This is a genomic window from Pantoea sp. MQR6 (assembly GCF_022761075.1).
GTDB classification, from domain to species: Bacteria; Pseudomonadota; Gammaproteobacteria; order Enterobacterales; family Enterobacteriaceae; genus Pantoea; species Pantoea phytostimulans.
In genome coordinates this window covers 1,523,489-1,546,700 of record NZ_JAKYXB010000001.1, presented here as the reverse complement: position 1 = coordinate 1,546,700, position 23,212 = coordinate 1,523,489, and the positions used below count along the sequence as shown (strand labels likewise).

At 52.5% G+C, this 23,212-nt stretch carries 24 protein-coding genes; 20 read left to right on the top strand and 4 right to left on the bottom strand.

The annotated features are described in order from the left end of the window. Complete coding sequence (flgM, locus tag MUG06_RS07185; RefSeq protein WP_215847089.1) at nt 1-303, bottom strand: flagellar biosynthesis anti-sigma factor FlgM; 303 nt, start codon at nt 301-303, stop codon at nt 1-3. Nucleotides 304-406: 103 nt separating this feature from the next. Beyond that, nucleotides 407-1,066: a flagellar basal body P-ring formation chaperone FlgA gene (gene flgA, locus MUG06_RS07180; protein WP_243078160.1), complete on the bottom strand. Its 660-nt coding sequence runs from the start codon at nt 1,064-1,066 to the stop codon at nt 407-409. 154 nt (nt 1,067-1,220) lie between these two features. On the opposite strand from flgA, the gene flgB reads away from it, so the two are divergent. The 11 genes from flgB to flgL all read left to right on the top strand — a co-directional run bounded on the left by flgB (nt 1,221) and on the right by flgL (nt 11,172). Beyond that, nucleotides 1,221-1,634 (top strand): flagellar basal body rod protein FlgB, encoded by a 414-nt coding sequence (gene flgB / locus MUG06_RS07175; protein WP_215847087.1) that lies wholly within the window; start codon nt 1,221-1,223, stop codon nt 1,632-1,634. A gap of 2 nt (nt 1,635-1,636) precedes the next feature. Next, nucleotides 1,637-2,041, top strand: coding sequence for a flagellar basal body rod protein FlgC (gene flgC, locus MUG06_RS07170; RefSeq protein ID WP_215847086.1), 405 nt, complete (start codon nt 1,637-1,639; stop codon nt 2,039-2,041). Nucleotides 2,042-2,053: 12 nt separating this feature from the next. Beyond that, nucleotides 2,054-2,725, top strand: a complete 672-nt coding sequence (gene flgD, locus MUG06_RS07165) for a flagellar hook assembly protein FlgD (RefSeq protein WP_215847085.1) — start codon at nt 2,054-2,056, stop codon at nt 2,723-2,725. A gap of 26 nt (nt 2,726-2,751) precedes the next feature. Continuing rightward, nucleotides 2,752-4,008, top strand: coding sequence for a flagellar hook protein FlgE (gene flgE, locus MUG06_RS07160; protein ID WP_215847084.1), 1,257 nt, complete (start codon nt 2,752-2,754; stop codon nt 4,006-4,008). 20 nt (nt 4,009-4,028) lie between these two features. Beyond that, entirely contained in the window at nt 4,029-4,787 is a 759-nt protein-coding gene (locus tag MUG06_RS07155; RefSeq protein ID WP_215847083.1) for a flagellar basal body rod protein FlgF, read from the top strand. Nucleotides 4,788-4,804: 17 nt separating this feature from the next. Next, a complete protein-coding gene (flgG, locus tag MUG06_RS07150; RefSeq protein WP_215847082.1) occupies nt 4,805-5,587 on the top strand; it encodes a flagellar basal-body rod protein FlgG in 783 nt (260 codons plus the stop codon). Nucleotides 5,588-5,650: 63 nt separating this feature from the next. After that, nucleotides 5,651-6,361 (top strand): flagellar basal body L-ring protein FlgH, encoded by a 711-nt coding sequence (locus MUG06_RS07145; RefSeq protein WP_215847081.1) that lies wholly within the window; start codon nt 5,651-5,653, stop codon nt 6,359-6,361. Between the two features lie 9 nt (nt 6,362-6,370). Then, nucleotides 6,371-7,480 carry a flagellar basal body P-ring protein FlgI gene (locus MUG06_RS07140; protein ID WP_215847080.1) on the top strand — a complete coding sequence of 370 codons (1,110 nt, stop codon included), beginning with the start codon at nt 6,371-6,373 and terminating at the stop codon, nt 7,478-7,480. Next, nucleotides 7,480-8,424 carry a flagellar assembly peptidoglycan hydrolase FlgJ gene (gene flgJ, locus MUG06_RS07135; protein WP_215847079.1) on the top strand — a complete coding sequence of 315 codons (945 nt, stop codon included), beginning with the start codon at nt 7,480-7,482 and terminating at the stop codon, nt 8,422-8,424. The genes MUG06_RS07140 and flgJ overlap by 1 nt, the downstream gene beginning before the upstream one ends. Before the next feature lie 124 nt (nt 8,425-8,548). Continuing rightward, entirely contained in the window at nt 8,549-10,192 is a 1,644-nt protein-coding gene (flgK, locus tag MUG06_RS07130) for a flagellar hook-associated protein FlgK (RefSeq protein WP_215847078.1), read from the top strand. Between the two features lie 14 nt (nt 10,193-10,206). Next, a complete protein-coding gene (gene flgL / locus MUG06_RS07125; protein ID WP_215847077.1) occupies nt 10,207-11,172 on the top strand; it encodes a flagellar hook-associated protein FlgL in 966 nt (321 codons plus the stop codon). A 170-nt stretch (nt 11,173-11,342) separates the two neighbouring features. On the opposite strand, the gene rne is transcribed toward flgL, so the two are convergent. Beyond that, entirely contained in the window at nt 11,343-14,708 is a 3,366-nt protein-coding gene (gene rne / locus MUG06_RS07120) for a ribonuclease E (RefSeq protein ID WP_243078159.1), read from the bottom strand. Between the two features lie 571 nt (nt 14,709-15,279). Between rne and rluC the strand changes: the two genes are divergently transcribed. Beyond that, nucleotides 15,280-16,236 carry a 23S rRNA pseudouridine(955/2504/2580) synthase RluC gene (rluC, locus tag MUG06_RS07115; RefSeq protein WP_215847075.1) on the top strand — a complete coding sequence of 319 codons (957 nt, stop codon included), beginning with the start codon at nt 15,280-15,282 and terminating at the stop codon, nt 16,234-16,236. A gap of 11 nt (nt 16,237-16,247) precedes the next feature. On the opposite strand, the gene MUG06_RS07110 is transcribed toward rluC, so the two are convergent. After that, a complete protein-coding gene (locus MUG06_RS07110) occupies nt 16,248-16,835 on the bottom strand; it encodes a nucleoside triphosphate pyrophosphatase (RefSeq protein ID WP_215847074.1) in 588 nt (195 codons plus the stop codon). Nucleotides 16,836-16,975: 140 nt separating this feature from the next. Here MUG06_RS07110 and yceD point away from each other — a divergent pair, with 140 nt between their 5' ends. The 8 genes from yceD to fabF all read left to right on the top strand — a co-directional run bounded on the left by yceD (nt 16,976) and on the right by fabF (nt 23,111). After that, on the top strand, nt 16,976-17,497 hold the full coding sequence (gene yceD / locus MUG06_RS07105) for a 23S rRNA accumulation protein YceD (protein ID WP_215847073.1): 522 nt from the start codon (nt 16,976-16,978) through the stop codon (nt 17,495-17,497). Nucleotides 17,498-17,511: 14 nt separating this feature from the next. Then, nucleotides 17,512-17,682, top strand: coding sequence for a 50S ribosomal protein L32 (gene rpmF, locus MUG06_RS07100; protein ID WP_013025362.1), 171 nt, complete (start codon nt 17,512-17,514; stop codon nt 17,680-17,682). A 25-nt stretch (nt 17,683-17,707) separates the two neighbouring features. Continuing rightward, nucleotides 17,708-18,748, top strand: coding sequence for a phosphate acyltransferase PlsX (plsX, locus tag MUG06_RS07095; RefSeq protein ID WP_243078158.1), 1,041 nt, complete (start codon nt 17,708-17,710; stop codon nt 18,746-18,748). Beyond that, a complete protein-coding gene (locus tag MUG06_RS07090; protein ID WP_215847071.1) occupies nt 18,749-19,702 on the top strand; it encodes a beta-ketoacyl-ACP synthase III in 954 nt (317 codons plus the stop codon). 16 nt (nt 19,703-19,718) lie between these two features. Then, nucleotides 19,719-20,651, top strand: a complete 933-nt coding sequence (gene fabD, locus MUG06_RS07085) for an ACP S-malonyltransferase (RefSeq protein ID WP_215847070.1) — start codon at nt 19,719-19,721, stop codon at nt 20,649-20,651. A 10-nt stretch (nt 20,652-20,661) separates the two neighbouring features. After that, the gene (fabG, locus tag MUG06_RS07080; RefSeq protein ID WP_215847069.1) at nt 20,662-21,396 is read left to right on the top strand and encodes a 3-oxoacyl-ACP reductase FabG; all 735 of its coding nucleotides are present in this window, start codon (nt 20,662-20,664) and stop codon (nt 21,394-21,396) included. A gap of 152 nt (nt 21,397-21,548) precedes the next feature. Continuing rightward, on the top strand, nt 21,549-21,785 hold the full coding sequence (acpP, locus tag MUG06_RS07075; protein WP_215847068.1) for an acyl carrier protein: 237 nt from the start codon (nt 21,549-21,551) through the stop codon (nt 21,783-21,785). An 84-nt stretch (nt 21,786-21,869) separates the two neighbouring features. Further along, nucleotides 21,870-23,111: a beta-ketoacyl-ACP synthase II gene (fabF, locus tag MUG06_RS07070; protein WP_215847067.1), complete on the top strand. Its 1,242-nt coding sequence runs from the start codon at nt 21,870-21,872 to the stop codon at nt 23,109-23,111. Nucleotides 23,112-23,212: the final 101 nt, after the last annotated feature.

Here is a 23,212-nt window from a genome sequence, read left to right as displayed (position 1 = left end):
TTAGTTACCCTCTAAATACGCCTTGGTGTCAGCAATCAATGCATCTGCAATCTTGCCGGTATCCATTTTCAGTTCGCCATTACGAATGGCCGTTTTCAATTCTTCAACACGCTGGACATTGATGTCCTTGCTGCTTGGTTGCATCAACTGTGACTGAGCGCTGCTCAGCTTAACCTGTGCGGCACCGGGTGTGGTTGCCTGGGTTGTCTCGTTTTGACGCACTTTGCTGCTGCTCTGCTCGTTAGTGTCGCGAGTCTGGACAGTACTAACGGGATTCAGAGGTTGTGTTCGATCGATGCTCATATTCAAGCTCCTGTACGGTCAGGGGAGTCTGCCACCTGAATCAGAATAGCGTAATTGCTTAGTTGATTCTTCTATCGGCAGAACAACAGGCTTCTTTAGCGCTTTATAGGGTTATCAGAATATTCCCATCATCGCCGACCCGACCGCTAACAATTTGGCCATTTCCCATGCGTACGCGAACCCATTGTGCGCTGGTGGCGTTGTTTAACGCCTTGCCTTCGCCACTGGCATCAAATCCGTCACCGCTGGCAATAACCATCACGTTCTGCCCGGCCTTCACTCGCCACGGTTGACGCAACATCGACAAGCTAACGGGCTGACCGGGTTGAATATCACGCAGGACAACCGCATCGGCCACTGACGCGCTATCAAACAGCGTACGCGCTGGCAATGTATCGAGACGACCGGTCTGCAGTTGAAAATCTTCTTTTGTCACGCTGCTGCCGCGCGCCAATTGGCGCTTAGCCACCAGATATTGGCCGCTGACCTGAACCTGAACCTGAATATACCGGCGATTTTCATCGCAGTTGGCCGCCACGCTGATATTGCCCCACAAACGGCTGTTTCCCGGCAGGGTAAATTGTGGCGAGTCACAACTGGGCCATTGTGCCTGTGGTGTGCGCACGACCACATTCATGCCCACGGCGTGTTGTGGATCGCGGGTTTTAAAAAATTGATTCAGTTGTGCACTGAGATCGGCTGCTTTGGCTGGCAGGGCGATCGTGACCAGCAGGCTGGTCAACAGGATGAGATATCCGCGCATGGTGCTGCTCCTCACTGATGATGGTCATAAGTGTACGGAGAGAAAAAAATATTCAAGAGCAAAAATAGCGACGATTTGGGGCGTTATTCAGACGATCGCCCTTGCATTCTCCAGATTAAGCTGCCAACTCGAAATTCTCATTCGCGGAGGAAGCATGCTCGACAAACTGGATGCGGCACTTAAATTCGGTACCGAAGCCCTCAACATGCGTGCTCAACGTCAGGAGATTCTGGCGTCAAACATTGCCAATGCCGATACCCCGGGTTACCAGGCTCGTGATATCGACTTTGCTAGCGAGTTGAACAAAGTGATGGCGAACGGGCGTGCTGAAGGCAGCAGCTTGTCACTCAAAGTCACTTCATCTCGTCACATAGAAGCACAAACTAACTCAGCGCCCTCGATGGATTTGCTGTATCGCATCCCCGATCAGCCCGCCGCCGATGGCAACACCGTAGATATGGACCGCGAACGTACGCAATTCGCGGATAACAGCCTGAAATATCAAACCGACCTCACCCTTATCAGTAGCCAGATCAAAGGCATGATGAGCGTGTTACAAGGGCAATAATTATGGCCTTGCTGAATATTTTTGACATTGCCGGCTCAGCGATGACCGCGCAATCACAGCGATTAAACGTCAGTGCCAGTAACCTGGCTAACGCCGACAGCGTGACAGGCCCCGATGGCCAACCTTACGTGGCAAAGCAAGTTGTTTTCCAGACCGATGCTGCACCGGGCGCAGCCACCGGCGGCGTGAAAGTGGCGCAAGTGGTTAACGATCCGTCACCGGCAAAACTGGTTTATGACCCAGGCAATCCGATGGCGGATGAGAAGGGTTACGTGAAGATGCCAAACGTGGATGTGGTTTCAGAAACCGTCAATACCATGTCCGCCTCACGCAGCTATCAGGCGAACGTTGAAGTGCTGAATACGGTGAAGTCGATGATGATGAAAACCCTGACGATCGGTCAATAACGGAGAATAAAAATGGGTATCTCGGTAGGCGTTAATGAGTCATTGGATCCTAGTGTTCTGAGCTCATCCAGCAGCAGCACCGGCAACAGTGCGCAAGATTTACAAAACCAGTTTCTGACCATGCTGGTAACGCAGTTACAAAACCAGGATCCAACCAATCCGATGGATAACAGCCAGCTCACCACCCAGTTGGCACAGATTAATACCCTGAGCGGCATTGAAAAACTCAACACTACTTTGGGTTCGATCTCGGGTCAGATCACCACGAGTCAGTCGCTGCAAACCTCTACGCTGATTGGTCATGGCGTGATGGTCGATGGTTCGCAAGTGCTGGTCGGCAGCGGCACCACCACACCTTTTGGTGTGTCACTGACCACCGCTTCTACGGCGACCAGCGCCACCATTAAAGATGCTAGCGGTAACACCGTCAGCACGGTGGATCTCGGTGCATTGAGTGCTGGTGTTCACACCTTCTCGTGGGACGGCACGTTGACTGACGGTTCGACTGCACCAGATGGCAAATATACGGTTTCAATTGCCGCCAGCAATGGCAGCACCCAATTGGTAGCGCAACCGCTGAACTATGCCTATGTGAATGGGGTAAGTACAACGGACGACACCACAAAACTGGATCTCGGCACCATGGGCTCCGCCACCCTTGACGAAGTACGTCAGATTCTCTGATTAACCTGTAACCAGGAGAAACAAACATGTCATTTTCCCAAGCGGTAAGCGGACTCGGCGCTGCCTCAAGTAACCTCGATGTCATTGGTAACAACATTGCCAACTCCGCGACTGCGGGCTTTAAGTCCAGCACCATTGCGTTTGCCGATATGTTCGCCGGTTCTAACGTCGGCCTCGGTACCAAAGTAGCGGCGGTGATCCAGAACTTCAACGACGGCAGCACCACCACCACTAGCCGTGGCCTGGATGTGGCGCTGAGCGGTAACGGTTTCTTCCGTATGACAGACACCAGCGGCGCGGTTTATTACTCGCGTAATGGTCAGTTATCCCTCGACGAAAACCGTAATCTGGTGAACACCCAAGGCCTGACCGTCACGGGTTACCCGGCTAGCGGCGTACCGCCAACGATTCAAACCGGTGCTAACCCGGTAGCGATTAGCGTGCCGACCACTCAGATGGCTGCGCGTGCCACCACGACAGCAACACAGGTTGCAAACCTGAACTCGACAGATACCGTGCCAACCGGCGGAACCTTCTCTGCCAGCAACGCGGATACTTATAACTCTAAAAGCACCATGACGGTGTATGACTCGCAGGGTAACGATCACACCCTGGATATGTACTACGTCAAAGATACCGCGTCCAATAGCTGGACCGTGCATGCCATCGACTCCACCACCGGTGATGCGGCTGGCGATTTCAGCATGGCGTTTGATACCAACGGTAAACTGACCAGCATCACCAGCGGCGGCACGACAACAACGGATGGCACGGTTCCTTTAACCATCAACATCGCAACCGCGCCTGCCACTGTGGCAGCGAATGGTGCAGCAGCGAACCAGGTTATTTCCCTCAGCATGTTGGGCAGTGCGCAGCAGAACACCGGTACCACCACCTTTGGGAACCCTGTTCAGGATGGTTATGCACCTGGCGATCTGACCAGCTACGCCATTAATGACGACGGCACCATCACCGGTAGCTATTCCAACCAGAAAACCCAGCTGCTGGGTCAGATCGTATTAGCCAGCTTCTCTAACCCAGAAGGGTTGCAGTCTGAAGGCGATAACGTCTGGTCTGCGACCAGCTCTTCAGGGCAGGCCGCCGTGGGTTTGGCTAACACCGGTACTTTCGGCTCCCTGACAGCAGGCGCACTGGAAGCCTCAAACGTCGACATGAGTCAGGAACTGGTGAATATGATCGTGGCGCAGCGCAACTATCAAGCGAACGCCCAGACCATCAAAACTCAGGACCAGATTCTTAACACGCTGGTTAACTTACGTTAATTCGCTAACGGGATTGTTCTATGGATCACGCGATATATACCGCGATGGGTGCCGCCAGTCAGACGCTGGATCAGCAGGCCGTTACCGCCAGCAACCTCGCCAACGCTTCAACGCCGGGTTTTCGTGCGCAGCTCAACGCGCTGCGTGCGGTGCCTGTTAATGGCTGGTCGTTACCGACGCGCACGCTGGTGACAGCGTCGACGCCGGGTGCAGACATGTCACCGGGGGCGATGGATTACACCGAGCGCCCTTTGGACGTGGCGGTTCAGCAAGATGGCTGGTTGGCGGTGCGTACCGCTGACGGCAGCGAAGCTTATACCCGCAACGGCAACATGCAGACCAGCCCGGACGGCACGTTAACCATTCAGGGCAATCCCGTGATGGGCGATGGCGGTCCAATTGTGATCCCGCAAGGCGCGCAGATCACCATTGCGGCCGATGGTTCGATTACATCACTGAACGCCGGTGATGCGCCGAACGCCACGGTACAGCTGGGTCGATTGAAGCTGGTGAAAGCCACTGGAAAAGAGATGCAGCGCAGCGATGACGGCATGTTTCGCCCGACGCAAGCAACGCAGGCAACACGCGGAGCCGCCTTACAGGCTGATGCCACCATGCAAGTTATGCCTGGCGTGTTAGAAGGCAGCAACGTCAAGCCGGTGGAAACCATGGTCGATATGATTGCCAACGCCCGACGTTTTGAGATGCAGATGAAAGTGATCACAAACGTCGATGAAAACGAACAGAAAGCTAATCAGCTGCTGAACATGAGCAGCTAAGGCGCGAGGATAAAAAGATGATTCGTTCTTTATGGATCGCCAAAACGGGTCTTGATGCACAGCAAATGAACATGGACGTAATTGCCAACAACCTGGCAAACGTCAGCACCAATGGCTTTAAGCGTTCGCGTGCCGTGTTTGAAGATCTGATGTATCAAACCATGCGTCAACCGGGTACGCAGTCGTCTGAGCAGACTACGCTGCCGTCCGGTTTACAGATTGGTACGGGTGTACGTCCGGTGACTACCGAACGTTTACATACGCAGGGCAACCTGTCGCAGACCAGCAACTCGAAAGATATTGCGATTAATGGTCAAGGTTACTTTCAGATTCAGATGCCAGACGGCACCTCTGCGTATACCCGCGATGGTGCGTTCCAGGTTGATCAAAACGGTCAGCTGGTGACCAACTCCGGTTTTCCAGTACAGCCTGGCATCACCATTCCGGCAAACGCCACCAGCATTACCGTTGCGCGTGACGGGGTTGTGAGTGTGACGCAGCAGGGACAAACCCAGGCTGCGCAAGTTGGACAGTTAACGCTGAGCACCTTTATGAACGATGCCGGCCTCGACAGCGTAGGTGAAAACCTTTATCAGGAAACGCAGGCTTCTGGCGCGCCAACTGACAGCACGCCTGGCCAGAACGGTGCCGGTCTGCTGTATCAGGGTTATACCGAAACCTCCAACGTTAACGTGGCGGAAGAGCTGGTTTCCATGATCCAGACGCAACGTGCGTATGAGATCAACAGCAAAGCGATCAGTACCTCCGATCAGATGCTGGCGAAATTAACCCAGCTGTAACGCTGGTGATTACGGCCAGCTTCGGCTGGCCTGAAGAATAGACATTTATAAGGTCGTGACTCCGTGGCGAAGCAACAGATTCTCAAGCCTGGACATTGGTTAGTAGCCACGCTGCTGCTGACTCTTAACGGTTGCGCATTAGTGCCGCGCACGCCGCTGGTTGAAGGGGCCACTACGGCACAGCCAATGCCCTCTGCACCACCTGTGGTGAACGGCTCTATTTTCCAGGGTGTCGCGCCCCTGAACTACGGCTACCAGCCGCTGTTTGAAGATCGTCGCCCACGCAATATTGGCGATACGCTGACGATCACGCTGCAAGAGAATGTCAGCGCCAGTAAAAGCTCCTCTGCGAATGCCAGCCGTGACGGCAGCAACAGCTTTGGTTTGTCCACCGTGCCAACGGCTTTGGCCGGTTTAGTCGGCGCCAGCGGCGAAAAAGCCAACCTGAGCGCAGAAGGTAAAAATGATTTCGCAGGCAAAGGCGGCGCTTCTGCCAATAACACCTTTACCGGCACGATTACCGTCACCGTGGATCAGGTTTTGTCGAATGGCAACCTGCACGTTGTAGGCGAAAAACAGATCGCGATTAATCAGGGCACCGAGTTCATTCGCTTCTCGGGCGTGGTGAATCCACGCACCATCAGCGCCAGCAACGCGGTGTTATCGACAGCGGTCGCCGATGCACGTATTGAGTATGTCGGTAACGGTTATATCAACGAAGCGCAGTCCATGGGTTGGCTGCAACGCTTCTTCTTAAACATCTCGCCGATGTAAGAGGTTACGATGAAAAAGTTAACGCTACTGCGTTTCGGTTTAGGTTTGTTGTTGGGCGTGAGCCTGCTGGCCCAAGCCGATCGTATCCGCGATCTGACCACTGTACAGGGCGTACGTGAAAACCAGCTGTTGGGTTATGGCTTAGTTGTCGGTCTTGATGGCACCGGTGACCAGACCACGCAAACGCCGTTCACCACCCAAACGGTGAACAACATGCTTTCGCAGTTGGGTATTACCGTGCCAACCGGCACTAACATGCAGTTGAAAAACGTGGCGGCCGTGATGGTCACCGCTAAATTACCGTCATTTGCCCGTCAAGGCCAAACGCTGGATGTGGTGGTTTCTTCACTGGGTAATGCGAAAAGCCTGCGTGGCGGTACGCTATTAATGACGCCAATGAAGGGCGTCGATAATCAAGTTTACGCATTGGCGCAGGGGAATATTTTAGTCGGTGGTGCGGGTGCATCCGCAGGCGGCAGCAGCGTACAGGTTAACCAGCTGAACGGCGGACGCATTACCAGCGGCGCAACCGTTGAACGCGAGCTGCAGAGCAATTTCGGCTCACAGAACACCATTAACCTGCAGCTGAACAGCGAAGACTTCTCGATGGCGCAGCGTATCGCTGATGCGATTAACGCACGTGGCGGTTATGGTGCAGCCCAGCCACTGGATGCGCGCACAGTGCAGGTGCGCGTTTCGCCAAATAATGGCGCGCAAGTGCGTCTGCTGGCCGAGATCCAGAACATCGATGTGGCGATTCCAATTGAAGACGCGAAAGTGATCATCAACTCGCGTACCGGTTCGGTAGTGATGAATCGCGAAGTGACGTTGAATACCTGTGCGGTTGCGCAGGGTAACTTGTCGGTGACGGTGAATCAGCAGCAGAACGTCAGCCAGCCTGATACGCCACTGGCGGGCGGCCAAACCGTGGTCACGCCACAAACACAGATCGATCTGCGTCAAAGCGGCGGCGCATTGCAGCGTGTTAGTGCCAGCGCCAACCTGAACAACGTGGTGCGTGCACTGAATGCCTTGGGCGCGTCACCTATCGAACTGATGTCGATTCTACAGTCGATGCAGACCGCCGGTTGTTTGCGTGCCAAAGTGGAAATTATCTAATGGTTGATACCCAATCGCTGATGAATGCGGCTTATGACAGCCGCTCACTGAATGAACTGAAGCGTCAGGCAAGCAACGATCCGAAAGGCAAAGCGTTGCAGGTGGCACGCCAGGTGGAAGGCATGTTCGTGCAGATGATGTTGAAAAGCATGCGTGAGGCGTCACCGCAAGATGGCATCTTAAGCAACGATCAGACGCGGCTTTACACTTCAATGTACGATCAGCAGCTTGGGCAGGAAATGAGTAAGCGCGGCCTCGGCCTGGCGGAGACTATCGTCAAACAGATGATGCCCGCCAAAGCGCCCGATGAAAGCGCTGGCACGGTGCCGATGAAACTGGATAACAGTTTTATTTTGAACGCCGTTCCACCCGCACAACAGCTTGAGCAAATGGTGCGTAAAGCGATGCCGCGTTTACCGGTATCGCCAACCAACTTGCCCAGCGACAGCAGTGAATTTATCGCCCAGCTTGCACAACCAGCGCAGGCTGCCAGCCAGCAAAGTGGTATACCGCATCATCTGATTCTGGCACAGGCCGCGCTGGAGTCAGGCTGGGGGCAGCGCCAAATCCTCACGCGTGACGGTAAGCCGAGTTACAACGTATTCGGTATCAAGGCCAGCAGCGGCTGGAAAGGTGAAACCACCGATATCATGACCACGGAATATGAACAGGGCGAAGCCAAAAAAGTGCGCGCCAGCTTCCGCGTTTACAACTCCTATTTCGAAGCGTTAACCGACTACGTCAAGCTGATCGCAAATAACCCGCGCTATGCCGCGGTTGCCAACGCCTCAAGCGCCGAACAGGGCGCGCAAGCTTTACAGGCTGCGGGTTACGCTACCGATCCTAAATATGCCCAAAAATTAGTGGGAATGATCCAGCAATTCAAAAACATGGGTGAAAAGGTGGTCAAGGCTTATAGCCAGGATTTAAACGATTTGTTCTGATAAATCTGCCTCAAGTTTCACTTAAGCACGCCGATAACAACATCATAAGCCAAGGGCGCTTGTGCGCGTTGGCACCCAGATTGATGACTGCCAGCCCGGTTGACGGGGAATGTAAGGAACCGAGATGTCCAGCATAATTAACTCCGCTATGAGCGGATTGAGTGCCGCGCAGGCTGCATTAAGCACCACCAGCAATAACATCACTAATTACACTGTGGCGGGCTATTCGCGTCAAACCACTATTTTGGCGCAGGCTAATAGCACGTTGCAGGGCAGCAGCTATTACGGCAACGGTGTAAATATCAGCGGTGTGCAGCGTGAATATGATGAGTTCATCACATCACAGTTGCGAGGCTCCAGTGCGACTTATAGCGCGGTTAATACGCAATATAATCAGATATCAAATATCGATGATCTGCTGTCGACCTCAACCACCAGCCTGTCGACGTCTATTCAAAGTTTCTTTACCAACCTGCAGAACGTGGTGAGCAACGCAGATGATCCTTCTGCGCGCCAATCCATGCTCAGTTATGCTCAGGGTTTGGTCAATCAGTTCCAGAGTACTTCTCAGTACCTGACCAACATGCAAAGCAGCGTTAATACCGATGTCACCTCAAGTGTTGATCAGATCAATACTTACACGACGCAGATTGCCGATCTAAACAAGCAAATTGCCAAACTGACTACCGGCAATGGCGATGCGCCTAATAACCTGCTCGATCAACGCGATCAGTTGGTCAATGACCTGAATAACGTCGTTGGCGTGTCAGTTTCACAACAGGATGGCGCTTACGTGGTGTCCATGGCTAACGGCCTGACGCTGGTGAATGGCAACAAATCCACTGATTTAGTGGCGATGAATTCCAGCAGCGATCCAACCCGCACCACCGTGGGCTACGTCGATAAAACCGCGGGCAACGTTGAGATTCCAGAAAAATTGCTGACTACCGGCTCGCTGGGAGGAATATTAGCGTTCCGTACTCAGGATCTTGATCTGGCGCAGAACCAGCTGGGGCAACTGGCGGCGGCGTTTACCACCAGCTTCAACGAAGTGCATAAAGAAGGTTTTGACAGCAACGGCGATCAGGGTGTGGATTTCTTTAACATCGGCAGCCCGACCGTATTGAGCAACAGCAAGAACAGCCAACCTGGCGCGACCGTGACAGCGGAGTGGAGTGACAGCAGCGCGCTGAAAGCCTCTAACTACACCGTAAGTTATGACGGTACAAACTGGACCGCTACACGCGCGTCTGACAATGTAAAAATCAGCTTAACGCCTGTGACCTCTGGCACCGACACTACGCTGAGTTTTGATGGCCTGACCCTGAACGTAAGCGGCACTGCGGCAAAAAACGACAGCTTTGTCGTGAAGCCCGTGCAAAACGTTATCGCGGGTATGTCGGTAGCGATCACTGATGAAACACAGATTGCTGCTGCGGGTGCCACTGGCGGTGAAAGCGACAACCGTAACGCGCAGAAACTACTGGATTTACAAGATGCTAATGTGGTGAACGGCAACGCGACGTTGGCACAGGCTTACGCCAGTATCGTCAGCACCGTGGGGAACAAAACCAGCTCGCTGGAGACCGCCAGCACCACGCAGGAAAACGTAGTGAATCAGCTCACCGATCGCCAGCAATCTGTTTCCGGCGTTAACCTCGATGAAGAGTACGCCAACCTGACTAAGTATCAGCAATATTACATGGCGAATGCGCAAGTGCTGCAAACCGCCAGCGCCATTTTTGATGCCTTGATGAGCATCCGCTAAGGGTAGAGGACACTATGCGTATCAGTACCAACATGATCTTTAACCAGCAGGTGCGCGGTATTACCGATTCGCAATCTTCCTGGCTGAAAGTCGGCGAACAGCTTTCCAGCGGTCGCCGCGTAACAAATCCTTCTGATGACCCTATTGCAGCATCGCGCTCGGTAGTGTTGTCGCAAACGCAGGCGCAAAGCAGCCAGTATGCTGTGGCTCGCACCTTTGCCAGCCAGGGTTTGTCGATGGAAGAGAATGCGTTAAGCAGCGTGACGAGCAGTATTCAGGATGCGCAAACGCTGATTGTTTATGGCTCAACCGGTACCTTGAGTGATGACGACCGTGGCTCAATCGCAACGCAGCTGGAAGGAATACGTGCACAGTTGCTCAATCAGGCTAACAGTAAAGATGGTAATGGCCGCTATATCTTTGCCGGATATAAAACGGACAGTGCCCCTTTTGTTGATGATGCGACGACGGGCGTGACCTATGCCGGTGGAACTGACGCTATCACACAGAAAGTGGACAGCAGCCGCACAATGACGGTTGGCCATACGGGTGATGATATTTTTATGTCAATCACCGGCAACTCCACGGCAGAGCCAGACGGTAGCGCCAGTGAAACCAATCTGTTTGCCATGTTGGACAGCGCCATCGCTGCCCTGAAAGTGCCGCAAGCTGATGCAGATGAGGCGACCCAAAAGACGTTTCAGGATGCAATGGATAAAACCAACCGTGGTTTGAGCAACTCCCTGAACAACGTATTGAGCGTACGTTCTACGATTGGTACGCAGCTCTCCGAGCTTGATACGCTGGATGCACAAGGCGACGATCGCGACGTGATTTACAGTACCCAGATGAGTGACTTAGTTGACGTTGATTACACTCAGGCGATCTCTAGCTACACCATGCAGCAGACTGCACTTCAGGCAGCGTATAAGACCTTTACTGATATGTCTCAGCTGTCGCTGTTCCAACTGAATTCCTAATCTGACCTGCAAATTTAAGCGTACTTTAACCGGATGCGCTTGTTTTCTCCCACGGCCTTCACAAGAGGCAGTGGGATTTTTTTTATCTGTGATTTCATGTGCCGCGCCACGTTGTAAGCAATAAAAAACCCCGGCAGGTGCCGGGGTTGGATTTAATGCATGTGTAATGCTTACGGCTTGGTGGCCGGCGCGGTCGACTGGTGAGTTGCGCTGTGACCGCCAGCGGAACCTCTTCCGTCAAACTGGTAAGTCGGACGTACCCAGTCGCTATGACGAACAGGCTCTGGCTGCCAAATTGGCGCAGGTGCCTTGGTCATCGGCGCAGAAGCGAAGTGCTTCCAGCGAGTGCCATCGTTTGGCACAGCAGGGGCGCTATCACGCGCTGCGACTGGTGCATGCGGTTCGCTTACTGGCGTAACGTCTGCATCCGCTGCAACTGGCGCATTCAGCACTTCTTCAACCTGTGCTTCAAGGCGCGGACTGACTTCAACGGCTGAATGCTCAGCAATCTCTGCTGGCTGCTCAGTGGCCGGGGCTGTGAACGCAGTAGAACGTTCGGTTTCGGTCGCTGGCTCAGAAACTGCATCAGAAACTGCATCAGGTTGCTGTACTGAAGGCGCTTCGATCACCGGAGCAGCGGGTTTTGCCTGCTCAGCAATAACTTCTGCTTTAGCTTCTGCAGCAGCAGGAATCACTGAAGGCTCTTCATTAACTGGCGCTTCGATAGCCGTGGTGTCATCTGTATTCACGATGGCAACCGGGGTTTCAGCTTGTGGTTCAGCGTATTGAACCGGCTCCTGTTGTGGTGCAACGGCTTCAGTTGATTCAACTGCAGCTGGAGTTGCCACTGCAGCGGCCGTTTCCTGACGGCTATAATCTTGCGCTTCGTTCTGAGTATCTTGTGTCGCCAGCTCTTCATTAGCCTGACTGACAGGATAACGCACCCAAACTTTACCTGAAGCCATTTCCGGTGAAGCTGCGGCAGCTTCTAATGGCATAGCAGATTGCGTTGGATAACGCTCATCACGATAGCGACGACGACGCTGTCCACTTACACGCAGATGGCGCGGTGAGCGACGTGAACGGCGCGGCATGTTGTTGCTGTCACGGCCTTCGGTATCATCCAACTGCTCTTCTACCTGCGGCGCTTCAATCAGCGGTTGAACCTGGCGCACTTCTTCTTGCTTGACTGGCGCTTCAGCCTGAACCAGCGGCTGCTCGATGGCATCACCCACACGCACTTTCTGCGTAAGCTGACGCGGTTTACGACGCGGCAGCACCTGTACGCGCTCATCTTCCAGCGCTTCGGGGGCTTCAATGATGTCAACCGATGCAACTTCAACAGGTTTTGGCGCGTCCTGTTGGGCACGTTTCTCTTCCTGACGACGACGCTGGCGCTCGGCACGCTGCTCACGGCGTTGCTGCTGCTGCTCATCACGCTGCTGGCGTGCTTCATCGCTCAGGACTGGACGCTCTTCGCGCACGTCGTTCGGCGTTGAAGGACGCTTGTTGCGGCGATTATCACCATTGTTGTCACGCGGCTCACGGTTTTCACGCGGTTCGCGATTCTCACGCGGTTCACGGTTTTCACGCGGTTCGCGGTTATCACGCGCTTGCGCATTATCACCGTTACGCGGCGTACGCTCGCGACGATTGTTATTACGACGGTTATTACGACGATCGCCGCGCTGATTACCGTTTTCATCGTCACTGGCTTTTTTCGGCTCAGTTTCGGTTTCAACAGCAGGTGCAGGCGCAGCGGCAGGCGTTTCTTCACCGGCAAACAGCTTTTTAAGCCCACCAAACAGGCGACCCAAGAAACCGGTGCTGGCTGCTGCGTTTGCTTGCGCTTCTGGTGCCGCTTTAACCGCGGGTTTCGCTTCTGCAACTGGCGCTGCAGGCGCAACTTCAACAGGCGCTGGTGGTGCATCTGGCATCACGAAAGCAGCAAGAGCAGGCTGCTCTGGACGACGGCGTTCAGCGTGTTCTTCTTCAGACGGCATCGCCATTTCTGCTTCATGCAGCTTTGGCAAATGATAACTAAGGGTTTGTGTCTCTTCGCCAGTACGGACGCGCAACACGGAATAGTGCGGTGTTTCCATCCGATCATCCGGGACGATAACCGCACGCACGCCACCCTGACGCTTCTCAATAGCATTAACCGCTTCACGTTTTTCATTCAGCAGGTAAGAGGCAACCTGAACCGGAACAATCGCGTGAACTTCTTTGGTGTTGTCTTTCAGCGCTTCTTCTTCAATCAGGCGCAGAATAGAGAGTGACAGCGATTCGTTATCACGAATAGTGCCGGTACCGCTACAGCGTGGGCAGACGTGATGACTGGATTCGCCCAATGACGGGCTCAGGCGCTGACGGGACATTTCGAGCAGGCCGAAGCGTGAAATATGGCTGATTTGAATACGGGCGCGATCCTGGCGAACTGCTTCACGCAGGCGATTCTCAACCGCGCGCTGATGGCGAACCGGGGTCATATCGATGAAATCGATAACAATCAGGCCACCAAGGTCACGCAGACGGAGTTGACGCGCAATTTCGTCTGCGGCTTCAAGGTTGGTGTTGAAGGCGGTTTCTTCGATGTCACCACCACGCGTTGCACGCGCTGAGTTGATGTCAATCGCGGTCAGCGCTTCGGTACTGTCGATAACAATCGAACCGCCTGATGGCAGACGCACTTCGCGTTGGAAAGCGGACTCGATCTGAGACTCAATCTGATAATGGCTGAACAGCGGGATTTCACCGGTGTACAGTTTAATTTTACTGCTGAAGTCTGGACGGCCCAGCGCAGCGATATGCTGACGTGCCAGTTCCAAAACTTTTGGGTTATCGATAAGAATTTCACCGATATCCTGGCGCAGATAATCGCGGAAGGCGCGCACAATCACATTGCTTTCCTGATGAATCAGGAACGGAGCAGGGCGACTGTCAGCGGCTTTTTTGATCGCTTCCCAGTGCTTGATGCGGAAGCTGAGGTCCCACTGCAGCGATTCGGCTGATTTGCCGACACCAGCGGTACGCACAATCAGACCCATGTTTTCTGGCAGTTCCAGCGCTGAGAGCGCTTCTTTCAGCTCAGTGCGATCGTCGCCTTCGATACGACGCGAGATACCGCCCGCACGCGGGTTGTTTGGCATCAGTACCAAATAGCTGCCCGCTAGAGAGATAAAGGTGGTTAACGCTGCGCCTTTATTGCCGCGCTCTTCTTTATCGATCTGAACGATCACTTCCTGGCCTTCACGCAATACGTCTTTGATGTTCGGACGACCATGTGAGTTGTAACTGGCTGGGAAGTATTCGCGGGAAATTTCTTTTAGAGGGAGGAAACCGTGACGTTCAGCGCCGTAATCGACAAACGCAGCTTCAAGGCTGGGTTCAATACGGGTGATTTTACCTTTGTAGATATTGGCCTTTTTCTGCTCGTGTCCGGGACTTTCGATATCCAGATCGTACAGACGTTGACCGTCAACCAGGGCAACGCGCAACTCCTCCTGCTGAGTTGCGTTTATTAACATTCTTTTCATCGTGACTTACTCGTTATTCTTTCATGAGTGATTAAAGCTGCGGGCATAGTTACCCTGGACGAGTATCAACCGATGGCCCCGTGACTGAGTGCAATGTCGTCAATCTCACGGTTGTCGACCGCGCGGGGGGCGCAAATAACGTCGGTGGCCTGTTTTTCATAAGGAATAACAGCACCAGATAGTGGAAATGCCAGAGAGAATTTGAAAACCCGTGCATTCCAAACTTCTGTCCAGGCCGCAACCCGCAGCCCGCTAAGTGCCTGATTTCGCATTACGTCTTACGCCATTGCTGCGTGTCTGCTCAATCCGGCAAAATGACTAATTTCGCTGTTTTCTGCCTTGAAACTCTCAAGGTAAGAAACTTAAGCATTATTCCATTGCTAACCTTCATATAGCAAGGCGACTTTAACAGCCTGATAAAGTTTCTTTACATTTAACTCGCTAATATGGCGGGTGATTAGGCGCATCGTTGAAAAAAACAGCATCCGATTCGCTTAAACCAGCAACACGAAAGAGTTAAGCACAGAAAAAGGGGTGGCGCTATCTGGGGACACTATTTAGAATCGCCGCCATGAAAACAGAGAATCCTGGCGTACACTTTGTCGCCATCACGGCTGAAAATGCCGGTCAAAGAATTGATAACTTTTTGCGCACCCAACTCAAGGGTGTGCCAAAAAGCATGATTTATCGCATCGTCCGTAAAGGTGAGGTGCGGGTAAACAAAAAACGTATCAAGCCCGAATACAAACTGGAAGAGGGCGATGAAGTGCGTATCCCGCCCGTACGCGTGGCTGAGCGTGACGAAGATGCTGTCTCACCCAAGCTGGCAAAAGTGGCGTCGCTGGCCGATGCCATTTTATATGAAGATGACTATTTGTTGGTGATGAATAAGCCATCAGGAACTGCAGTGCACGGCGGCAGCGGCTTGAGCTTCGGCGTAATTGAAGGTTTGCGTGCGTTGCGCCCGGAAGCGCGCTTCCTTGAATTGGTTCATCGTCTTGATCGCGACACGTCCGGTATTTTGCTGGTCGCCAAAAAACGTTCAGCGCTGCGTTCGCTGCATGAGCAGTTGCGTGAAAAAGGCATGCAGAAAGATTATCTGGCATTGGTGCGTGGCAACTGGCCTTCGCATCTGAAAGTGGTGCAGGCGCCGCTGCTCAAAAACATTTTACAAAGTGGCGAACGTGTTGTGCGGGTGAATGCAGAAGGTAAACCCTCAGAAACGCGTTTCAAGGTTGAAGAGCGGTTTGAGTTTGCAACACTGGTTAAGGCCAGCCCAGTAACGGGAAGAACCCATCAGATTCGTGTACACACGCTGCATGCTGGACATCCTATTGCGTTTGACGATCGCTACGGTGAGCGTGATTTTGATAGCCAGCTGGCATCGACGGGGCTGAAACGCCTGTTTTTGCACGCGGCTGCGCTGACGTTTACGCATCCTAATACTGGCGAAATCATGCGAATGGAAGCGCCGCTGGATGATGGATTAAAACGTTGTCTGGAGAAGCTGCGTCAGCAAAAAAGCTGACGCATTGGGCATCAGTCCAGCAAGGGATTGATGCCTGCCTCTCGCAACATCGCGTTGAGCGCAATAAGCGGTAAGCCAATTAACGTATTTGGATCGCGTCCTTCAAGACGTTCAAATAAACAAATCCCCATCCCTTCACTTTTAAAACTGCCTGCGCACTGAAGCGGCTGTTCTTTCTTTATATAATTTGTGATCTCATCGTCACTTAAATCACGGAAATGTACGATAAACGGTTCGCAACACTGGATTAAACGTTGGCTACTGGGATGGTATAACGCTAAACCTGTATAAAAGGTTATGCGATTACCGCTGGCTGCGCGTAATTGATTATGCGCATTTTCTACGGTATGCGGCTTGCCAGTAATTTCTCCATCTAACACACAAACCTGATCTGAACCGATAATCCAGTGTTCAGGATAGGTTTCTGCCAGCGCCTGGGCTTTTGCCACTGCAAGACGTTTCACCAATGTTTCGGCGTTTTCTCCGGGTAACGCTGTTTCATCAACGTTGGGTGAATCGGTAACAAAGGTCAGACCGAGTTTGGTTAATAACGCCTGACGAAAGGGTGAGGTGGATGCTAAAAGAATCGATGCCGTCATTTTTTTTCAATATTGATAGCGAATTGGTGACAGTCATTTTAAACTGTGTGCCGCACTGGATGCGAATAGTGGTTGAAAGATGCTGTAAACCGGCCTTTTTCTTTGACTCTATAAGATTACAAAGTTAATATGCGCGCCCTATGCAAAAGGTAAAATTACCCCTAACGCTGGACCCCGTCCGCACCGCTCAAAAACGCCTTGATTATCAAGGTGTGTACACACCTGTACAGGTGGAGCGCGTGGCCGAGTCGGTCGTTAGTGTGGACAGTGATGTAGAATGCTCCATGTCGTTTGCGGTAGACAACCAACGTCTGGCAGTACTGACTGGTACTGCTGATGTACAAGTGACGTTGCGCTGCCAACGCTGCAACCAGGTGTTTCCGCATCATGTCCACGTAAGCTATTGCTTTAGCCCTGTTTCTTCTGAAGAGCAGGCCGAAGCGTTGCCGGAAGCGTACGAGCCGGTCGATGTCAACGAGTATGGTGAAATCGATCTGTTGGCCGTCGTTGAGGATGAAGTGATCCTCGCGCTGCCTGTCGTTCCGGTGCATGATTCTGAACACTGTGAAGTGTCCGAGGCGGACATGGTCTTTGGTAAATTGCCTGAAGAGGTCGAAAAACCAAACCCATTTGCCGTATTAGCCAGTTTAAAGCGTAAGTAATAGGAGTAAGGTCCATGGCCGTACAACAGAATAAACCCACCCGTTCTAAGCGTGGCATGCGTCGTTCGCACGATGCGCTGACCACTGCAACTCTGTCAGTAGATAAAGTTTCTGGCGAAACTCATCTGCGTCACCACATCACTGCGGATGGTTACTACCGCGGTCGCAAGGTTATCGTTAAATAAGACTTGCGCTTAGCAAGGCGATACCTTGACACGTTTGACCCTGGCGATTGATGCCATGGGCGGGGACTCCGGTCCTTGCGTGACAGTGCCTGCAGCATTGCAGGCACTGGCCTCTCATACGCAATTATACCTTCTTCTGGTCGGCAATCCCGACACCCTCATGCCATTGCTTGCCAAAACGGATTCCTCCTTACTGGGGCGTTTGCAGGTCATTCCTGCCGAATCGGTTATTGCAAGTGATGCGCGGCCCGCTCAAGCCATCCGAAACAGTCGCGGCAGCTCAATGCGCGTGGCGTTAGAATTGGTAAAAGAGGGGCGTGCGCAAGCCTGCGTCAGTGCGGGTAATACCGGCGCATTGATGGGTCTGGCAAAAATGCTGTTGAAGCCGCTGAAGGGTATTGAACGTCCGGCGCTGATGTCTGTTTTACCTCATCAGCAGCAGGGCAAAACAGTGGTGTTAGATTTAGGTGCCAACGTTAATTCAGACAGTGCAATGTTGGTGCAATTTGCGGTGATGGGCGCGGTAATGGCGGAAGAGGTGCTTGGCATCAATAAACCCCGCGTAGCGCTTCTCAATATTGGTCAGGAAGAGACCAAAGGGCTTGAAAGTATCCGCGAAGCAGCGGAAACCCTAAGAGAAACCCCGCAAATAAACTATATTGGTTACCTTGAAGCTAACGAACTCCTCACGGGCAAAACGGATGTGCTGGTGTGTGATGGTTTCGTCGGAAACGTCACGTTGAAGACTATGGAAGGCGTGGTAAGAATGTTTCTTTCGCTGCTCAAATCATCAGGCGAAGGCAAAAAGCGGTCATGGTGGTTGAAGTTGCTGGGACGTTGGATCCAAAAACGTCTGGCTAAGCGCTTCGGACATCTCAACCCCGACCAGTACAATGGCGCTTGTCTGTTAGGATTGCGCGGGACAGTGATCAAAAGCCATGGCGCAGCCAATCAGTGTGCGTTCGCCGTGGCGATAGAACAGGCAGAGCAGGCGGTGCGGCGGCAAGTTTCAGAACGAATTGCTGCGCGCCTAGACGCTGTATTAGCCAGGAGTGACAAAGCCTAGATGTTTACCAAAATTATCGGTACGGGCAGTTATTTGCCCAGCCAGGTTCGCACAAATGCCGATCTGGAAAAAATGGTTGAGACTTCGGACGAGTGGATTGTTACCCGTACCGGCATCCGTGAGCGACGCATTGCAGCGCCAGATGAGACTGTTGCAAGCATGGGTTCACAAGCAGCCCAACGCGCGCTTGAAATGGCGGGTGTTGAAGCCAATGATGTTGGACTGATTATCGTCGCCACAACATCGTCCAGCCATGCTTTCCCAAGCTCAGCCTGTATGATTCAGCAAATGCTGGACATTAAAGACTGCGCAGCTTTTGACCTTGCTGCAGCATGTGCAGGTTTCACATATGCGTTGAGCGTTGCCGACCAGTACATCAAAAACGGTGCAGTTAAGCATGCGTTGGTGATTGGTGCTGATGTGCTTGCACGTACTTTGGATCCCAACGATCGCGGCACTATTATTCTGTTTGGTGATGGCGCTGGCGCGGTCGTTCTCGGACCGAGCGAAGAGCAGGGCATTATTTCAACCCATCTGCACGCTGATGGTCGCTATGCCCAGTTGCTGACCTTACCCTATCAGGATCGTGCGAAGCAGGATCAACCCGCCTATCTTACGATGGCAGGTAATGAAGTCTTTAAAGTTGCGGTTACTGAGCTGGCGCATATCGTTGATGAAACGTTACAGGCCAATAATCTCGATCGTGAGATGCTCGACTGGCTGGTGCCCCATCAGGCAAACCTACGCATTATTAGCGCAACGGCGAAAAAATTAGGTATGACCATGGATAAAGTGGTCGTAACACTGGATCGCCACGGCAACACCTCTGCGGCGTCGGTGCCAAGCGCACTTGATGAAGCGGTACGCGATGGCCGTATCAAACCCGGACAACTCATTCTGCTGGAGGCCTTTGGTGGCGGTTTCACCTGGGGCTCTGCGCTGGTTCGCTTTTGATTGACAGGAACTGAAAATGACGCAATTTGCTTTTGTTTTCCCAGGTCAGGGCTCACAATCTGTGGGTATGCTGGCTGATTTGGCCGCAGCCTATCCGCTGGTGGAAGAGACTTTCCGCGAAGCGTCTGACACGCTGGGCTACGACTTATGGCAGCTCGTTAGCCAAGGTCCGGTCGAAGAACTGAATAAAACCTGGCAAACACAGCCAGCACTGTTGGCGGCATCGGTCGCTATCTATCGCGTATGGCAGCAGCAGGGCGGTGAGCAACCGGTTTTGATGGCAGGGCATAGCTTAGGTGAATACTCTGCGCTGGTTTGTGCTGGCGTACTGAATTTTGCCGATGCCATTAAATTAGTTGAGTTGCGTGGCAAGCTGATGCAAGAAGCTGTGCCGGAAGGTACGGGAGCAATGCAGGCGATTATTGGTCTGGATGATGCGGCAATCCGCCAGGCGTGTGAAGAAAGCGCGCAGGGACAAGTTGTTTCGCCAGTAAATTTCAATTCGCCAGGTCAGGTTGTTATTGCCGGCAATAAAGAAGCCGTTGAACGTGCTGGTGCGGCATGCAAAGCTGCAGGCGCTAAGCGTGCGCTGCCTTTACCGGTTAGCGTCCCTTCGCACTGTGCGTTGATGAAGCCCGCTGCTGATAAATTAGCCATTGCGCTGCAAGACATTACCTTTAATGCACCGTCTGTTCCGGTTATTAACAACGTAGATGTTAAAGCTGAATCGGATGCAGATGCGATTCGTCATGCATTAGTTCGTCAGCTTTATAGTCCGGTACGCTGGACAGAAAGTGTCGAGGCGATGGCATCTCAAGGCGTAACACAGTTAATGGAAATGGGTCCAGGTAAAGTCCTGACCGGTTTGACCAAACGTATTGTCGATAGCCTGACTGCTGCAGCCGTTAACGATACTGCCTCGTTAAAAAGTGCGCTAGGACAGGAATAAGAGGAATAACATGAGTTTTGAAGGTAAAGTTGCGCTGGTAACCGGCGCGAGTCGCGGCATTGGCCGTGCGATTGCGGAAACCCTGGCGGCACGCGGTGCTAAAGTGGTTGGAACCGCAACCAGCCAAAGCGGTGCCGATGCAATCAGTGCTTACCTTGGTGACAACGGTAAAGGTCTGCTGCTGAACGTGACAGACGCCGCATCGATCGAAAGCGTTTTAGAGAAAATTCGCGCTGAATTTGGCGAAGTGGACATTTTAGTCAATAATGCAGGCATTACGCGTGATAATCTGCTGATGCGCATGAAAGACGATGAGTGGCAGGATATCTTAGATACCAACCTCTCTTCCGTCTTCCGTCTTTCCAAGGCGGTTTTGCGTGCCATGATGAAAAAACGCGTGGGCCGTATAATCACCATTGGTTCCGTTGTTGGGACCATGGGTAACGCGGGCCAAGCAAACTACGCTGCAGCAAAAGCGGGTTTAATTGGCTTTAGCAAATCACTGGCGCGTGAAATCGCGTCACGTGGCATTACGGTCAACGTCGTGGCACCGGGCTTTATTGAAACGGACATGACGCGGGCACTGAACGAAGATCAACGTTCTGGTATTTTGGCGGAAGTACCTGCAGGTCGCTTAGGCGACGCGCAAGAAATCGCCAATGCTGTTGCATTCTTAGCCTCTGACGAAGCAGCCTACATCACGGGTGAGACGCTGCACGTCAATGGCGGCATGTACATGGTCTGATAATCACGAAACCATTTGCATTATTTGCGGGAAAAACCGCAAAATAACGTAAATCGTGGTTAGACCAGCCGGGATTTTGTTGCATCTTTTTCAACATTTTATACACTACGAAAACCATCGCGAAAGCGAGTTTTGATAGGAAATTAAATAGTATGAGCGATATCGAACAACGCGTTAAGAAAATCATTGGTGAGCAGCTGGGTGTGAAAGAGGAAGAAGTAACCAACTCTGCATCTTTCGTAGAAGACCTGGGTGCCGATTCTCTTGATACCGTTGAGCTGGTTATGGCTCTGGAAGAAGAGTTTGATACTGAAATTCCAGACGAAGAAGCTGAGAAAATCACCACCGTTCAGGCAGCGATCGACTATATCAATAGCCACAAAGCCTAATGAATACCGTCAGGCGGTCACTCGACCGCCTGAGTTTTATGTTTGTCCCACATAGTTCTTTTTTCCCCTCCCTGGAGGACGAACGTGTCTAAGCGTCGTGTAGTTGTGACTGGTCTTGGCATGTTGTCTCCTGTCGGCAATACCGTAGAGTCTACCTGGAGTGCTCTCCTTGCCGGTCAGAGCGGCATCAGCCTGATCGACCATTTTGATACTAGTGCCTACGCAACACGCTTTGCGGGCTTAGTGAGAGATTTTAATTGTGATGACTACATCTCGCGCAAAGATCAGCGCAAGATGGATGACTTCATCCAATATGGTATCGTTGCTGGCATTCAGGCTATGCAGGACAGCGGTTTAGTTGTAACCGATGAAAATGCTGGTCGTATAGGTGCGGCAATTGGTTCCGGAATTGGTGGATTGGGGTTGATCGAAGATAACCACACTTCACTCGTAAACGGCGGCCCGCGTAAAATTAGTCCGTTCTTTGTACCTTCAACCATTGTAAACATGGTGGCGGGACATTTAACCATCATGTACGGCCTTAAAGGCCCTAGCATCTCTATCGCAACGGCATGTACGTCTGGCGTACATAACATCGGTCATGCTGCGCGTATCATTGCGTATAACGATGCTGACGTTATGGTGGCCGGCGGTGCTGAAAAAGCCAGTACACCGCTTGGTGTTGGTGGATTCGGTGCGGCGCGTGCGCTCTCTACTCGTAACGAAAACCCGCAAGCGGCAAGCCGCCCGTGGGATAAAGATCGTGACGGTTTTGTACTTGGCGACGGTGCTGGCATGGTCGTTCTTGAAGAGTATGAGCATGCTAAGAAGCGTGGCGCTAAAATCTATGCGGAAGTCGTCGGCTTTGGTATGAGCAGCGATGCCTATCATATGACCTCTCCGCCAGAAGATGGCGCTGGTGCTGCTGCCGCTATGGTAAATGCACTGCGTGATGCACAACTCTCACCAGAGCTAATCGGCTATGTCAACGCACACGGCACCTCTACGCCAGCGGGTGATAAAGCGGAAGCGCAGGCAGTGAAATCTGTATTTGGTGAAGCAGCGAAAACCGTCATGGTGAGCTCAACTAAATCAATGACAGGTCACTTACTGGGTGCTGCAGGTGCCGTAGAGTCAATTTATTCGATTCTCGCACTGCGTGATCAGGTAGTTCCACCAACGATTAACCTCGATAACCCGGATGAAGGCTGTGATCTCGATTTCATCCCACATACGGCACGTCAGGTAAATGGTCTGGAATATACCTTGTGCAACTCCTTCGGTTTTGGCGGTACCAACGGTTCGCTGATTTTCCGTAAAGTTTGATCTACCTGCTCTGCTAAAAAGGCCCGCAATGCGGGCCTTTTTTTATATTTAGTCACGCTCTGGTACTGATCACATCTTTCTGAATCGTTAAGATAGAACAA

Bases quoted from the DNA above. Each gene is read 5' to 3' on its own strand.
- flgM (WP_215847089.1), bottom strand. From the start codon at position 303: ATGAGCATCGATCGAACACAACCTCTGAATCCCGTTAGTACTGTCCAG.
- flgA (WP_243078160.1), bottom strand. From the start codon at position 1,066: ATGCGCGGATATCTCATCCTGTTGACCAGCCTGCTGGTCACGATCGCC.
- flgB (WP_215847087.1), top strand. From the start codon at position 1,221: ATGCTCGACAAACTGGATGCGGCACTTAAATTCGGTACCGAAGCCCTC.
- flgC (WP_215847086.1), top strand. From the start codon at position 1,637: ATGGCCTTGCTGAATATTTTTGACATTGCCGGCTCAGCGATGACCGCG.
- flgD (WP_215847085.1), top strand. From the start codon at position 2,054: ATGGGTATCTCGGTAGGCGTTAATGAGTCATTGGATCCTAGTGTTCTG.
- flgE (WP_215847084.1), top strand. From the start codon at position 2,752: ATGTCATTTTCCCAAGCGGTAAGCGGACTCGGCGCTGCCTCAAGTAAC.
- MUG06_RS07155 (WP_215847083.1), top strand. From the start codon at position 4,029: ATGGATCACGCGATATATACCGCGATGGGTGCCGCCAGTCAGACGCTG.
- flgG (WP_215847082.1), top strand. From the start codon at position 4,805: ATGATTCGTTCTTTATGGATCGCCAAAACGGGTCTTGATGCACAGCAA.
- MUG06_RS07140 (WP_215847080.1), top strand. From the start codon at position 6,371: ATGAAAAAGTTAACGCTACTGCGTTTCGGTTTAGGTTTGTTGTTGGGC.
- flgJ (WP_215847079.1), top strand. From the start codon at position 7,480: ATGGTTGATACCCAATCGCTGATGAATGCGGCTTATGACAGCCGCTCA.
- flgK (WP_215847078.1), top strand. From the start codon at position 8,549: ATGTCCAGCATAATTAACTCCGCTATGAGCGGATTGAGTGCCGCGCAG.
- flgL (WP_215847077.1), top strand. From the start codon at position 10,207: ATGCGTATCAGTACCAACATGATCTTTAACCAGCAGGTGCGCGGTATT.
- rne (WP_243078159.1), bottom strand. From the start codon at position 14,708: ATGAAAAGAATGTTAATAAACGCAACTCAGCAGGAGGAGTTGCGCGTT.
- rluC (WP_215847075.1), top strand. From the start codon at position 15,280: ATGAAAACAGAGAATCCTGGCGTACACTTTGTCGCCATCACGGCTGAA.
- MUG06_RS07110 (WP_215847074.1), bottom strand. From the start codon at position 16,835: ATGACGGCATCGATTCTTTTAGCATCCACCTCACCCTTTCGTCAGGCG.
- yceD (WP_215847073.1), top strand. From the start codon at position 16,976: ATGCAAAAGGTAAAATTACCCCTAACGCTGGACCCCGTCCGCACCGCT.
- rpmF (WP_013025362.1), top strand. From the start codon at position 17,512: ATGGCCGTACAACAGAATAAACCCACCCGTTCTAAGCGTGGCATGCGT.
- MUG06_RS07090 (WP_215847071.1), top strand. From the start codon at position 18,749: ATGTTTACCAAAATTATCGGTACGGGCAGTTATTTGCCCAGCCAGGTT.
- fabD (WP_215847070.1), top strand. From the start codon at position 19,719: ATGACGCAATTTGCTTTTGTTTTCCCAGGTCAGGGCTCACAATCTGTG.
- fabG (WP_215847069.1), top strand. From the start codon at position 20,662: ATGAGTTTTGAAGGTAAAGTTGCGCTGGTAACCGGCGCGAGTCGCGGC.
- acpP (WP_215847068.1), top strand. From the start codon at position 21,549: ATGAGCGATATCGAACAACGCGTTAAGAAAATCATTGGTGAGCAGCTG.